Source organism: Falsibacillus albus, from assembly GCF_003668575.1.
GTDB classification, from domain to species: Bacteria; Bacillota; Bacilli; order Bacillales; family DSM-25281; genus Falsibacillus; species Falsibacillus albus.
In genome coordinates, this window is the sequence record NZ_RCVZ01000009.1 from 90,809 (window position 1) to 104,723 (window position 13,915).

14 protein-coding genes are annotated in these 13,915 nt (G+C 40.6%); 11 read left to right on the forward strand and 3 right to left on the reverse strand.

Features of this window, described 5'->3' with window-relative positions:
• Window positions 1-16: 16 nt before the first annotated feature.
• The gene (locus D9X91_RS13505) at window positions 17-1,342 is read right to left on the reverse strand and encodes a collagen-like protein (protein WP_407644193.1); all 1,326 of its coding nucleotides are present in this window, start codon (window positions 1,340-1,342) and stop codon (window positions 17-19) included.
• 495 nt (window positions 1,343-1,837) lie between these two features.
• Here D9X91_RS13505 and D9X91_RS13510 point away from each other — a divergent pair, with 495 nt between their 5' ends.
• The 8 genes from D9X91_RS13510 (at window position 1,838) to D9X91_RS13550 (ending at window position 10,693) form a co-directional block, all read left to right on the forward strand.
• Window positions 1,838-2,404 carry a DUF4256 domain-containing protein gene (locus tag D9X91_RS13510; RefSeq protein WP_121681166.1) on the forward strand — a complete coding sequence of 189 codons (567 nt, stop codon included), beginning with the start codon at window positions 1,838-1,840 and terminating at the stop codon, window positions 2,402-2,404.
• A gap of 47 nt (window positions 2,405-2,451) precedes the next feature.
• Entirely contained in the window at window positions 2,452-2,883 is a 432-nt protein-coding gene (locus D9X91_RS13515) for a GNAT family N-acetyltransferase (RefSeq protein ID WP_121681167.1), read from the forward strand.
• Window positions 2,884-3,026: 143 nt separating this feature from the next.
• The gene (locus tag D9X91_RS13520) at window positions 3,027-3,884 is read left to right on the forward strand and encodes a hypothetical protein (RefSeq protein WP_121681168.1); all 858 of its coding nucleotides are present in this window, start codon (window positions 3,027-3,029) and stop codon (window positions 3,882-3,884) included.
• 398 nt (window positions 3,885-4,282) lie between these two features.
• Window positions 4,283-6,604, forward strand: a complete 2,322-nt coding sequence (gene helD, locus D9X91_RS13530) for an RNA polymerase recycling motor HelD (RefSeq protein ID WP_121681170.1) — start codon at window positions 4,283-4,285, stop codon at window positions 6,602-6,604.
• Between the two features lie 468 nt (window positions 6,605-7,072).
• Window positions 7,073-8,068, forward strand: a complete 996-nt coding sequence (locus D9X91_RS13535) for a beta-propeller fold lactonase family protein (RefSeq protein WP_121681171.1) — start codon at window positions 7,073-7,075, stop codon at window positions 8,066-8,068.
• Window positions 8,069-8,459: 391 nt separating this feature from the next.
• Entirely contained in the window at window positions 8,460-9,335 is an 876-nt protein-coding gene (locus D9X91_RS13540) for an NAD-dependent epimerase/dehydratase family protein (protein WP_121681172.1), read from the forward strand.
• Window positions 9,336-9,471: 136 nt separating this feature from the next.
• Complete coding sequence (locus D9X91_RS13545) at window positions 9,472-10,047, forward strand: histidine phosphatase family protein (RefSeq protein WP_121681173.1); 576 nt, start codon at window positions 9,472-9,474, stop codon at window positions 10,045-10,047.
• Between the two features lie 154 nt (window positions 10,048-10,201).
• Window positions 10,202-10,693, forward strand: coding sequence for a magnesium transporter (locus D9X91_RS13550; protein WP_121681174.1), 492 nt, complete (start codon window positions 10,202-10,204; stop codon window positions 10,691-10,693).
• A 190-nt stretch (window positions 10,694-10,883) separates the two neighbouring features.
• Here D9X91_RS13550 and D9X91_RS13555 read toward each other — a convergent pair whose 3' ends face one another.
• On the reverse strand, window positions 10,884-11,318 hold the full coding sequence (locus D9X91_RS13555; RefSeq protein ID WP_121681175.1) for a hypothetical protein: 435 nt from the start codon (window positions 11,316-11,318) through the stop codon (window positions 10,884-10,886).
• 29 nt (window positions 11,319-11,347) lie between these two features.
• Window positions 11,348-12,136 (reverse strand): GNAT family N-acetyltransferase, encoded by a 789-nt coding sequence (locus D9X91_RS13560; RefSeq protein ID WP_121681176.1) that lies wholly within the window; start codon window positions 12,134-12,136, stop codon window positions 11,348-11,350.
• A 207-nt stretch (window positions 12,137-12,343) separates the two neighbouring features.
• On the opposite strand from D9X91_RS13560, the gene D9X91_RS13565 reads away from it, so the two are divergent.
• From D9X91_RS13565 to D9X91_RS13575, 3 genes are all read left to right on the forward strand, one after another.
• Window positions 12,344-12,673 (forward strand): HIT domain-containing protein, encoded by a 330-nt coding sequence (locus D9X91_RS13565; protein ID WP_121681177.1) that lies wholly within the window; start codon window positions 12,344-12,346, stop codon window positions 12,671-12,673.
• 52 nt (window positions 12,674-12,725) lie between these two features.
• Window positions 12,726-13,109, forward strand: coding sequence for a hypothetical protein (locus D9X91_RS13570; RefSeq protein ID WP_233569791.1), 384 nt, complete (start codon window positions 12,726-12,728; stop codon window positions 13,107-13,109).
• A 110-nt stretch (window positions 13,110-13,219) separates the two neighbouring features.
• Window positions 13,220-13,879, forward strand: a complete 660-nt coding sequence (locus tag D9X91_RS13575; RefSeq protein WP_121681179.1) for a hypothetical protein — start codon at window positions 13,220-13,222, stop codon at window positions 13,877-13,879.
• The last annotated feature ends 36 nt before the right edge of the window (window positions 13,880-13,915 follow it).

Sequence of the window (13,915 nt, forward strand, 5' to 3'; positions counted from 1 at the left end):
CTGTTTCATTTTGCACCTATATACTGGTATTGAGGTAAACGGCATAGATGGCGCTTGTGGTAATATTAGGGGTCGAATATAGACAAATTGCATCGTTTCGGGCAACGGGATTGCCAGCCATATTAGCGGTCCAAGTGACTGTTGCCGTGGTCAAAGCATATGGAGCATTGTTGGATACATATACCGGCTGTGCCCCGACATCCGTCGGCCTGATGGAAAAAATAATCGTTCCGGTAATGGACGCTGTCACAGTCAGTGTAATGGTCGATATGATATTTCCTGCGGCAGGGGAAGCTGCATTGTTTGGAACATTCTTGCAGACTTGAAAGAGATAGCTCCCAGCCATTAAGTTATTAATATTGATGGAGCATGAAAATCCTACTAGGCTTCCAGCCGTACCAGTAACGACATATGGGAGGACGTTGGATACAGCACCGGGAGAACCCGCAATCCGTTGAAAGCCTGAGTTCGTTCCTCCAAATAGAATGGTTTTTGTAGTGGTGTTCGGTGTTGATCCAGTGGCACCCGTAGCGCCGGTAGCGCCCGTAGCACCAGTAGCACCAGTGCTGCCAGTGGACCCGGTCGCCCCCGTAGCCCCGGTAGATCCGGTGGCTCCAGTCGCTCCGGTAGCTCCAGTGGCACCCGTGGTTCCAGTGTTTCCGGTCGCCCCGGTGGCCCCAGTAGCACCTGTGTTTCCGGTTGTTCCAGTCGCTCCTGTAGCGCCCGTTGCTCCAGTGCTTCCGGTTGCCCCAGTAGCGCCAGTACTGCCTGTTGCACCTGTAGCCCCAGTGTCGCCAGTGGCTCCAGTTACTCCAGTCGCCCCGGTAGCGCCGGTGCTACCTGTCGCGCCTGTGTCTCCAGAAGGTCCAGTGTTTCCTGTTGATCCCGTTGGCCCCGTGGCACCGGTAGCCCCAGTGTCGCCAGTGGCTCCAGTTACTCCAGTCGCCCCGGTAGCGCCGGTGCTACCTGTCGCGCCTGTGTCTCCGGAAGGTCCAGTGTTTCCTGATGGTCCCGTTGGCCCAGTAGGACCTGTATCCCCGGTAGGCCCAGCAAGTCCCATCGGACCTTGATCCCCCGTCGGTCCAGTCGGACCTGTATTTCCGGTAGCACCACCAGCGGGGCCGGTATCTCCGGTTGGGCCCTTTGATCCCGTCGGTCCAGGTGCACCCGTCGGCCCTGTCGCACCTATTTCACAAATACAAAAACTTTTATGACAGCATGGGCAGCATGAGGGAGGAAGGTGGCATCCATGATGATGCGGATGCTTATGATTGCTTAAATCATCTTGATATTTTTTTATAAAATCATAATTCTTTCCATTGTGGTTTCCTTTCTTATACAATTCTTTCACCTGCTTTTAGCAACTTATTGATATAATATGCAAATGTGAAAATTGAGTATGGACGTTTGAAACACCCTGAAAGGTATTATCTTGAGATAGAGGGGTAGAGTTTGTCTCAATTGGTCAAGTGGAAGTAAGTAAACTTTTCAAATAGCGAATATGCAGCAGTCCTTCGTTCAATGGAACTTGTCGAAAAATGTCGAATAATCGATAAATCGTGATTTTCGCAGATATAATTAATATTTCGCAGATAAATTCAGGATTTCGTAGATAAATGCGGCAGTTTCGTAGATATCCCTTTTAGCGAACAGTGAATGGACGTGAAATGAAGGCTGGAATTTAATTTCCATCTCTATTTTTCAATTCTCAGGTTCCAATCAATAGCACAAACAGAGAAAAAAGCACCTTCTAATGATAAAAAGCAGTTCCGCGACTGTCCTCGTTATTCGTACTCTTTTCTTATATAATTAGAGGAAAAGCAAAGGGGAGACGAATATGACGACGAAAAATAATGAGCTGTCATTGGAGCAGCGCGAAGAACTGCTTGGAACGTTGAAAGCGCGTTTTGAAAAAAACATGAACCGGCATGAAGGGCTGAAATGGGCGAAAGTACAAGATAAGCTTGAAACGAATATTGAAAAACTGTGGTCGCTCCATGAAATGGAAGCCACTGACGGTGAACCGGATGTTGTCGGCTATGATCAGCAGACGGGCGAATATGTTTTCTACGATTGTTCAGCGGAAAGTCCTAAAGGCAGAAGAAGCATATGCTACGACCGTGAAGCGCTGGAGTCAAGAAAGAAGCACAAACCAGAAAATAGTGCGATGGATATGGCAGCTGCCATGGGCATTGAAATGTTAACAGAAGAACAATATCGCGAGTTTCAGAAGCTTGGAAACTTTGATCTGAAATCGTCGAGCTGGGTGAAGACGCCTGATCATATTCGGAATCTTGGAGGGGCCATCTTTTGTGACCGCCGCTACGACACGGTCTTTGTGTACCACAACGGAGCAGAATCCTATTATGCTGCAAGAGGGTTCCGCGGCTCGTTACGGGTCTAAATCGGCGACAGGGAAACAAGGAAACGGTCCAAGAGTGATGTGTTCACGTGATTCCGGATTCTTTCCTTGCCAATTTGTCATTAGAACAAACGCTGCAGCGGTTTTTAGGCATACTGGATGGAAAGGAAGCATTTTGTTTCGTTGCGGTTCAAGAAGATAAGATTGTCGGGTTTGCGATCGGTTCATTTCCAGACTATGCCCCTGATGGGTTCGTAGGAGAGTTAAATACCGTCTATGTCATGCCTGATTTCCTGAACAGAGGAATCGGAAAGAAGCTGTTTTGCTCGGTGATTGAGCAATTTAAGGAATACCAAGTCAATTCGATGTTCTTGACAGTATTCCGGCATAATTTCGAAGCAAGAAAAGTGTACGAAGCTTTGGGTGGAACACTGTTAAAAGATTATCCTGCGACAATAAATGGCCAAGAACTCGAGATAACTATATATGGATGGTCAGATTTGTCGATACTTTCATTCTAGATTAGGACAAAGACCGATTGCTGCTCAATCGGTCTTTTCTCATTCCTCCTGTCCATCCATATATTGGCTTCCACGGACGCTTGATTTTTTTGTTAAAATTTCCTTGGAGTATCTAATTATGACAATCGAAGGAGCATCAAGATTTGAATCAACCAAAAGCAATTATCAAACGAAAATTCATCGGAATCCCATTGGCAATCATCATTTCACTTTTTATCTTGCCTTTGATCATAGGGATGGAGCAAAGCTATGGAGAATCATTGATTTCATACGGAGCATTTGCGCTTCCATTCATTCTATTATTTGGCGTGCCGGTACATATTATTTCTACATTCCTAGCCCTAAAAGTCCCTCGCTATAAAACGTTATTAAACTTTGTGATACATATTGGGTCCGCATACTTGGTGGCTTTCTTGCTGTTCAAAAGCGAATGGTACTTTATCAGTGTATGCACGGCATCAATTGCGGCGATCTTTTTCGCGGTCGATGAAGTGCTGTTCCGTCCGAACAATAGCCGAATAAAGAAGGTTCTGCTTTCTCTCGTGCCAATCGCAGTATGGGCAGCGGTATATTCACCGATTATGATTGGATCCATTCAAGCCAAACATACCTTAGCGGAGATTAATAAGGAAGGAAAGCCCATACCTGAAATCACGGTTAATGGTGAAACAAAAAGCTTCCTTAAGGCTACATATTGCTGGGACAGCGACAACAGCAGCGGCTGTCCGGAGAATGACCATCCTTTTCTCCTAGGCAAGCATGATAGTGAGAAGTATATATTCGATGCACCCGGAAAATCGAATATTTCCATTCATTTAAAAGGTACAAAGCAAGATTATAGTCTCGTCATCTATTACATTGAAGGAAATGAAACGAAGAAATTAACCACAAAAAAACATCAATTTAGCCTGCCGGCAGACGTTCCCGACCAATACGTCAAAGCCATGGTGATTACGGAAAACTCTAGGAAAATATCCTTATGGTTTGGCATTAGGCATTGATAGGTGGGGAAGCGAGTCCTGTGGGCTTGCTTCTTTTTTGTTTGGGGTTTTCTAATAAAAATATCATTTGGTGTTGATTAGAGCGAGCATCCTGCCGTGGATAACATAGCACCCATTGATAGATAGCAGCTACCTTACGAATTAAGTTTTTTTGAAGGAAAGCGGAAGGAGGGGCAACATGCAAAAGCCCCCTTAACGGCGTAACGTCGCTAAGGGGGCTATAATCGATCAAAAATAAAAAAGCACCTATTGAAAAAAAGATGCTTTCGTGGTAAATTTATATAGTTAATCGTTATATAATTAAAATTATTTAATATTTTCCCTATAATAATTATATAACAAAACCTGTTCGTTCGTCAACACCTGTATTATAAATTTTTTTCAAGGAGTGTTTGCCTATGGATCCATTATTTCAGCAGGAGCAAAAAAGAGTGGATAGCGTGATGGAAATCATCGAGGAGCAGATCGACCGGCTGGAGGAGGAAACCTCGCGTCGAAGAGATGAAGTCGTGAATATCCGCAGGCACTTTTGGGATGAAGTCAAGGTCAATACGGATACGTTCGATGACTATCTGGAGACGATCATCGGTTTGCGGCAGGAGGCTCAGGCTCTATCTGTCACCCAAAGCACCCATAGACATGCTTACAATAAATTGACTGCACTGCGGCGTATGCACGATGCGCCGTATTTCGGCCGGATTGATTTAGTCGAAGAAGGAGAATCGTCTCCAGAACCAATTTATATCGGAATCTCCACATTGACCGATAAGGAGGGGGATGATTTTCTCATCTATGACTGGAGGGCACCGGTCTCCAGTGTTTACTACGATTATGAGCCTGGTCCCGCCCGATACGATACACCGGGCGGGGAAATCAAAGGCGAATTGAAGAAAAAGTGGCAGTATTTGATCCGGGGCGGAGAGCTGCAGTCGATGTTCGACACCAGCCTCACCATCGGGGATGAAATTTTGCAGCAGGTGCTGGGCAAAGGCACGGATAAGCATATGCACAATATTGTCGCGACGATCCAGCAGGAGCAAAATCGGATCATTCGCCATGATAAAAAGCGGCTGTTGATCGTACACGGTGCAGCCGGCAGCGGAAAGACATCGGCTGCCCTTCAGCGGATTGCCTACTTGCTCTATAAATATCGAGACCGTCTGAACGCGGATCAAATCATTCTTTTTTCACCGAATTCGATGTTCAACAGCTATGTGTCCAACGTGCTGCCTGAACTCGGCGAAGAGAACATGCAGCAGGTGACGTTCCAAGAGTACCTAGTCAATCGCTTAAGCAAGGAATTTCAAGTGGAGGATCCTTACGAGCAATTGGAATATGTGTTGACCGCATCAGACGACCCACTATATGAGACAAGGGTCGCGGGCATTCACTTTAAGGCTTCCAACCGTTTCTTCGAGGAGATCCATTCATACAGAGGTTCCCTGGAAACGTCCGGAATGATGTTTAAGAACATTGTCTTCAGAGGAGAACCGATCGTGACAGCAGAGGAAATGAAAGAAAAATTTTATAAAATCCACTCATCGCTTCGTTTTCATAACAGGCTGGAGAAGTTGAAGGAATGGCTGATGAAGAAAATGACGGAAGTTGAAAAGGGAGAACGGACGAAACCATGGGTCGAAGAGGAAATCGAGCTGCTTTCGAACGCAGAATACCATAAGATGCGTACCATTTTAGCAGAAAAAAGCGGCTATAAAAGGGAAGAGATCGCCGATTATGAGGTGGAGCCCGAAGCACTTGCCCGCTTGATTGTCCGTCGGAAGTTCAAGCCGCTTCGCAAAAGAATCCGTTCCCTTCAATTTATCGATGTGAAAGGGATGTACAGGGAGCTTTTCGCTGGCCGACCACTGGAAAGCAGAATTCCTGACGAGTGGCCGGGGATTTGCAAGATGACGATTGAATTGCTGAATGAAGGGAAGCTTTCCTATGAAGACGCGACGCCGTATTTATTATTGAAGGAACTGATTTATGGCTTTCGGATCAATGGATCGATCAAGCATATCCTGGTTGACGAGGCGCAAGACTACTCCCCGTTCCAATTCGAGTTTTTGAAGCGGTTGTTCCCTTCGGCGAAGATGACGGTGCTCGGGGATTTCAACCAAGCGATCTTTTCACACGCAAGTGAAATGACGGATTTTCACGATTTGGAAAGCCTCTATGGTCCTGAGGAAACGGAAGTCATCAACATGACGCGGAGCTACCGATCGACCAAACCGATCATCGAATTTACAAGGAGCCTTGTTCCAAACGGAGACCGGATCCTTCCGTTTGAACGCGAAGGAAAGAAACCCGGGTTGATTCAATTGCAAAATCAGGAAGAGCTTCATCACAGCATTGAATCTAAAGTGGCTGAGCTTCGGGCCACTGGCTATCACAGCATCGCGGTCATCTGCAAATCGGCAGAGGAAAGCAGGCGTGCATACGAAGGCTTGTCCGGCATCGACGGCATTAAGCTCATGCGAAAAGGCGCAATGGAATACGAGCAGGGTGTGGTCATCCTCCCTTCCTATTTATCCAAAGGAATCGAGTTTGACGCAGTCATCGTGTATGATGCATCCGAAGAGGCCTACGGATCAGAGAATTTGCGCAGAACCTTCTACACCGTCTGCACCCGCGCGATGCATGAACTTCAGCTCTACAGCCTGGGGGCGCCAAGTCCATTTATGAAGAAAGCAATCGATGAAGAGTTTGTACGGGTTTGATACGAAAAAGCAAGGGGATGAGTCCTCTTGCTTTTTTTGATTCGCCATCAGGATGATCGCTTTCTGAAGGACTGACGACGAGCTTATGGGGTATATTTCTGAATGCAAGAATAAATAAATGCTATTCCATTAAAGGGCCATTAATGGAACAACTTTTAATACGGTGTAGACTTTATATTGTGCAACAAAAGATTTTGTGAAATGAAAAAACGAACGCATTTTAAAGGAAAGTGGATTAATTTTCAGAGGTCGTCATCTACAATTATGGACAAATTGTTAAATAATAGTGAACGAAATTTATAGGAATTTTACATTCGGATTCGAAAACGATAGCGTGAAGGAATTGATTTGGCTATGAAACAAGGAAAAAGGTTTGGCCGCTAAAATAATCATTACTCTTAAAATCACAAACACTTTCACTAATCATATACTAGTTAGTAGAGGTGGTAATATTTAAGGAGAGATACAATGAAAATTAATAGGAAGAAGCACTTCCATAATAAAAAGTGTGTACTAATACGTAAGAAAAAGATTTTTGCTTACGTAACTAACTTTGGCGATGATACTGTTTCAATGATAGATACCAAAAATGATAAAGTTACAGGTACTATTCCAGTGGGAGATCAACCAGATGGGATTACTATTTCCCCTCTAGTTAAACATGCATATGTTTCCAATACTAATAATAACTCTGTTTCAGTTATAGATCTTTCTAGCAACAAGGTGGTCAATGAAATACCTGTTGGTGAGGGGCCGGTCGGCATAGCTGCGACTCCCAATGGAAGAAAAGTGTATGTAGCGAATTTCGGTGGTACAACCGTCTCAATCATTGATGTATGCAAGCAAACAGTGAAAAATATAGAAGTAGGAAATAACCCATTTGAGGTGGCATTTAGTCCAGATGGTAGAAAGGCATATGTTGCTGTAACAGTAAGTAACTATGTTGCAGTAATAGATACAAAAAAAGAATCAGTTATAGATAGGATTCCAATAACTGATGGAGAATTCCCACGAGACCTTGCGGTAACTCCGAATGGGAAAAAGCTATACGTGGCCAATCGCGGAAGAGGTGAGCCTAGTACGGTTTCTGTTATTGATCTTAAGGAAAATTTAGTGACGAATACAATAAATGTAGGTATTAGACCGAATGGTGTAGCTGTTACACCAGATGGGAAGAAGGTTTATATAACTAATATTAGTAGTGATAATGTAACAGTAGTGAATGCATTTGATGATTCAATTATTGCTACGATTGATGTTGGAGATGGTCCAACGGATGTTTGTATTACCCCCAATGGAAAAAAGGCTTATATCACTAACTTTAATGCAGGGACCGTCTCGGTTATTTGTATTAGAACTGATATGGTTATTACTACGATTACTACAGGAAAGCAAACAAGCGATTGTGCTATTACTCATTCATGTTTTCCTTCACTTCGTATAGACAATTCAAAAACTGATTAGAAAAGACTTTTTGATTGAACTGCTGAATGAAGGAAAGCTTTCCTGCGAATACGCGACGCCATATGAGGCGCAGGACTTTCTATACCGTGCACCCGCGCGATGCATGAACTCCCGCTCTACAGCCTGGGAGAGACAAGTTCATTTATAAAAAAAGCAATTGATGAAGAGTTTGTTCAGGTTTGAGAGGAAAAGGCAAGGGGATGAGTCCTCTTGCTTTTTTTTATTTGAGCGAGAAGAGTATTGATGTGATTTAGAAATTAATGGATAATTGTTGGTGAAATGATATCCAGTCCGGAAATGTAAGATCATCCTTTCGAGGAGAAAAATGTAAGATGATCCTTTCGAGGAGAAAAATGTAAGATCAGCCTTTCGAGGAGAAAGAGGTAGTGATATGGAAATAAAGAATAAGAGAGTTTTAGTAACCGGGATTACAGGTACACTTGGAAAAAGTGTGGCGATGCGTTTAATGGAAGAAGCGGAGGAAGTAAGGGGGCTTGTGAGAAATACAATTTATCCTGAAACATATAAAGGATTGACCGTAGTTCAGGGAGATCTATCAAATAAAGATTCATTACTAGAAGCCTTAAGAAATATCGATATTGTGGTACATTGTGCAGCGTACTTGGGTGATGACTTAGAGGAAGCCATGAAATCAAATGTGGTTGGTGTTGAAAATTTGGCAAGTGCTTCATTAGAAATGGGTGTGCAGAAATTCATCCATATCTCCACGGTATCTGTTTATGGTGAACCAAATCAAGGGCACATAAGCGAAGCTCATCCTATAGTACAAGCCCACGAAGAACCTTACATTCACACAAAAGATCAATCTGAACATATTTTAAGAAAATATGTGGAGAAAGGTCTCGATGTGGTTATGTTAAGACCAGGTTCAATTTGTGCAGAGGAAAACTCTTATTGGGGGGACAGACAGGTTGATAGAATGATAAAAGCTGATGTAGTAGATTGGGTGCATCCTGAAGATATGATCGCTTGGATACATACTGATAATTTAGCTGAACTAATTCATTTAGTGATTAGAAAAGCAAAAAGTGGAGAAGTTTTTAATGCCATTGATGGCAACTTTCCTGAAATGGAATTCCGTCAGAAAATAATCAAGACTTTAGGAAAGAACCAAAAGATACCGAATAGAGATGTAGAGCGTCCGATCTATTCTAACAAAAAAATTATGGACCTAGGTTATAATCCAACAAAAACATTTGCTGAAACAATATCAAACTTAGAAAATATGGCTGCCAAGAGTAAATAACAGCACAACTTACTCAAGAAAAATTAAAAGTATATTTAAAGTAACAGAATTTCTTGTTTTACTATATGGCGCATTAGCTGAAGTGACCTTCGTTTAAGGGCAGGATAATGGATAAGAAATAAAGGAGGAGGTACTGGTGGAGTTAGTATTTATTAGACACGGACAAGGAGAACACACATTGGATTTACCAGCGAGTTTACAAATTCAAGACCCTGCTTTAACTAGACAAGGTGCATTTCAAGCCGAATCACTTCAAACTCAAATTACTCCAACTGAAAGAGATATTATAGTCATCAGTCCTGTTAGAAGAACATTACAGACAGCATACATTTTAAGCGAAGGCATAAGGTGCAGAAAAATCGTGAGCCCACTCGTTTCACCAAGAATGTTTCCTCAGAACCCAGAGTGGAAAACACTCCCTTGTGATAAGGTTTTAAATAAGAAAGTGATTAAAGAAGAGTTTCCGGGATTCACTATTGAAGAGGGCCTTTCAGAAGAGCTGTGGACTTCTGGAATCAATACAATGGCTGAACAAGAATTTAATGTACTTGCACAAACTTTTCTTGATTGGTGTAAAAGCCAAAGTGTTGAGCGTATATACGTGGTGTCACACGATGGGACGATCACTTCGTATAGACAATTCATTGTCGGAAAAAAACTGACCAGAAAAGACTTTTTAAAGGATGCAGGATGGATTAAACAAAGTTGTTAATCTTCAGCAGAAGGGGGCTTTTCCTCAAGAAAAGCATACCATCTTTTTTTTAGGATAGCTTTTTCATTTGATATTGGCTTGGATTGGCAAATAAACAGTTCAATTTAAAAGAAATCATCTATTTACGATAATTCTTTTAGGATGTGATTATTAAATGAGCTCCTTTGTTTTTTTAGCAACAAATTATGAAATGCCAGAAGTAGATAATACAAATGCTAAATATATTACTGTTAAGGAAGCTATTGATTTAGGAATAAAACCACATGAATTGGTGCCTTGGGAAAAGATGGACCCTAATGCCCGAATTTTATACGTTGAAAATGAAGATGATTTAAATGAATTGGTCATTAGTAAGGATTACTCCTATAACGTAAGAGAATATACAAGTTATGCGTTTATTTATAAAGTGGATTTTATTTTTACGGAATTAAGGACTATGCAATTTCTAGAATATCTAAAAGCAAATATCAAAGAAGGGCAAAAACTAGAAATATGGAGAGTATGGATTGGTCAAGGAGATGATGAACTTCATATACCATATACTAGATATAGTTATGAGGAATTATCCCTAAATCATTTAATACCATTGTTTAATTGGGAGCACGAAAAATTTAAATTGCAAAATTGTTTAGTAATAGAAAGATAAAGCAGATGATTGTGTTAAATCACCTGCTTTTTATTGTTATTTTTATTGCGTTTTATAGTATCAATTCAGTTGTGAAATGACATTTTCTACTTCAAAACAGAACCCGTTATAATCCAATATCGGGCTTTTTTTTGCTGAAGAAAATTATTGTAGGGATAAAATGTTTTTCAGTTAACATAAATAAGAAAATTTATTTATAATTAAAAACCTTAGTTGCCTTCTTTTTCTCATCGATCCATAAAATAGATTTATACTTTCCTTTTTTCAAAATAATGCTTTGAAGTGAAAATTGCCTTCCAGAAGAAAAACTGGCATCCCAGTTCTCTTCCCTTATAAGATCACCCGTTTTAACTTCTACGATTTGTAGAACTGCATGATGCCCTGCTCCAAGTTTATTTGGGAATAATAGGACAGCCCACAAACCCTCCTTGGTCTTTACATTTGACACAGAATCAAGAAGTTGTCCATCTTCCATATCAAAGTTATAGCCCAGCTTGATTTGATAATCAGAAGGAAAAACCACCTTTGTCTGTGGATGGAAATAGAAATTAATGACTTTATAAACAATGAAAGCAGCTAAACAGCATAAGATCATGCTCGAAACGATTACAATCTTTTTTTTCATCTTTTCCTCCTGCAATAAGAAAAAAACTCCTAGTATCCCTGAATTTCTTTTATGCTTCTCCCGCCCAAAAAAGCATGTCCCATTTTTAGTTTGAGAACAGTCTTAAATCCATATTTTTGATAGACTTTTTCTATTTTTTCATTAATCGGAAACACCCAAAGGTTTTCTATCCCCTTTTTAGCAACTTCCGCTTGAATATGATGAATCAAATCACCGATTAATCCTCGCCCTCTATATTCCGCCAAGGTGGCAACGCTTTCCATTCGTGCCTGATGATCATGAATAAAAATACAAGCTGTTGCACAAGCAATGCCATCATACCGTAGTAAATAATAGATAATGCTAGGATGATTAAATTCTACCTCAAAAGCTTTTTCCCTGACGGCTTGGCCGCCAAATTCTTTAATACTGCATTCGATATGTAATGCTTCTGAATAATTCGCTTCTGTCACCAATTCGATTGTAATTTCCTTGCGTGTTTCCTTTTCCAAAACCTTTTGATCCCACAATTGAACAGGGCTGATTAATTCTTCGAATCCGAATTGATTCCATTTCAGTCGATCAACCAATTCTTGTTGGGCATCTAGATCATAAATATAGAATCTAGGTATGATTTTTCTGGAAGTAAAGAAATTAGTCACTTCATCAATGACCAATTGAGGATTATCGATCACGGTGCTGACATGTGCATGATTTGCGTCATAATAATTTACTTGACTTTCATTGTGAAAAATTGCACCCCAGGACGTATCTATACGTTTTGCATTGATCTCAAGAAATGCTGAATCAAGTGAAATAACGTCTTTTAAGTTCATCATTTTAATACTCCTTAACATGTTTGGATATTTATTAAATTTTAACATAAAAATCCAATTTACATTAGGAAATCCCGCTTTGGCCCTTTTTTGCTGAATAAATTATTGTAAGGATAAAAGGAATTTGAAATAATTGGTATTAGATGAATGGCGAGATCGTTGACCTAGCAAAAAATAAATAGAAAATGCTTAGGAGGCTGGGAAGATATTATGACAGAGGATTTTTATTGTGATGAAGTATTGAGCGGCAAAACCAAGGTTAATAGAGTATTGGAGACAGATAATGTATTGGCTTATTATCATACAAAACCTTTCTACCCGGTTCATATAGTTGCAATACCAAAGAAGCACATCTCTTCATTGATTACATTGGATGAAAGTGATAACGAATTGTTGCTTGAACTATTGGGTGTAATTAGAAAAGTTGCTGCCATGGTTACCGAAGAACACGGTGCTTGTAGAGTGATTACGAACCTGGGTAAATATCAAGATTCCAAGCACCTTCATTGGCATGTAGTCTCTGGAAAGCCATTGGGGTGAGTTATTAGGCTAACGACGCAGTAGAATTAAGAAAAAATGTGAGATTTTGGAGGTGCTTAAATCGCGAAAAGCTATTTTTATTGTAATTTTGGGAGTTATATTGGTTGGATGCAGTCATTATAAGACTATGCATTCTTCTGGAGAAAGTGCCCACTGGAAAGGGGAATACTCTGCGAAATATAATGATTCAAAAGAAGATACGAAATATTTTTTTAGCTTCAAAAATGCAAAAAAGGATACTCTGTTCAAGGACTTCGCGGTTGATATAAATGGAAAGGAATATAAAGGAGAGTACAATAAAGGAACGTACAAAGTTTCCACTTCTTGCTCTGGAGTCTCAGGAGCTTGTCGAGATCCTGAAAATGAACCAATCAAGGTATCAATTAATTGGGATGATAAATATAAAGAAACCTTCTTTTTAAAACCAGATAAATAAATTTTTAGTGCGATAGATGAAGATTGGGGAGCTTATCTCCAGCTTTATTGATATTCCATATTGTGCGGTTTTACGGAATAAAGCAAGTAAGCGGGGGAGTATATAATAGAATGCAAAGCCTCATTAAAAAGTTCATTTTGGATAGAACCCAACTATTAAAAATTGAAGAGTTGAAATTGCCAGAGCAAGCGATCAATGAGTTTGATGAATTATACAGTAGATTGATATCAACAGGCGATGGCAATGAAATTACTTATAATAGCAGCTACCCTTTATTTCTGTTTTTGAATTACGTCATTGAGAATAAAAATGTACTAGTACACGGCTCGAATCGTTCTTCAATCGACAATTTTGAACCAAGAGATAGTTCTCTCTTTAATGGGAAACCGATTAAGGCGATCTTTGCCTCATCTGACGGCGTATGGTCGTTGTTTTTTGCCGTGATAAATAGAAAAGGGTATGAGGGCTCGATTCGTAATCTATGTTTGACGGTCCCTACGAATATAGGCATAAAACGGTATTATTATTTTTCAAAGAATCATCATAACGCAGGAGATGCTTGGACAAATGGAACGATATATTTTTTCTCAACTTATCATTTCAAACAAGGCGGGATCAGGGATGAGTGGGTGTGTGAAGAAAAAATAAGACCACTTGCCAAGTTATCGGTTACCCCGGATGATTTCCCTTTTTTAGATAAAGTCAGCATCCATAGCGAAACAGATTCAGCGGTCAAAACGATTTTGAAAGCAATATTTATTCGGAAATAACTATTAGGGGCATTGTGAAAATTTTACGTCGAACAG

Bases quoted from the DNA above. Each gene is read 5' to 3' on its own strand.
- D9X91_RS13560 (WP_121681176.1), bottom strand. From the start codon at position 12,136: ATGATGAACTTAAAAGACGTTATTTCACTTGATTCAGCATTTCTTGAG.
- D9X91_RS13575 (WP_121681179.1), top strand. From the start codon at position 13,220: ATGCAAAGCCTCATTAAAAAGTTCATTTTGGATAGAACCCAACTATTA.
- D9X91_RS13555 (WP_121681175.1), bottom strand. From the start codon at position 11,318: ATGAAAAAAAAGATTGTAATCGTTTCGAGCATGATCTTATGCTGTTTA.
- D9X91_RS13510 (WP_121681166.1), top strand. From the start codon at position 1,838: ATGACGACGAAAAATAATGAGCTGTCATTGGAGCAGCGCGAAGAACTG.
- D9X91_RS13540 (WP_121681172.1), top strand. From the start codon at position 8,460: ATGGAAATAAAGAATAAGAGAGTTTTAGTAACCGGGATTACAGGTACA.
- helD (WP_121681170.1), top strand. From the start codon at position 4,283: ATGGATCCATTATTTCAGCAGGAGCAAAAAAGAGTGGATAGCGTGATG.
- D9X91_RS13565 (WP_121681177.1), top strand. From the start codon at position 12,344: ATGACAGAGGATTTTTATTGTGATGAAGTATTGAGCGGCAAAACCAAG.
- D9X91_RS13535 (WP_121681171.1), top strand. From the start codon at position 7,073: ATGAAAATTAATAGGAAGAAGCACTTCCATAATAAAAAGTGTGTACTA.
- D9X91_RS13550 (WP_121681174.1), top strand. From the start codon at position 10,202: ATGAGCTCCTTTGTTTTTTTAGCAACAAATTATGAAATGCCAGAAGTA.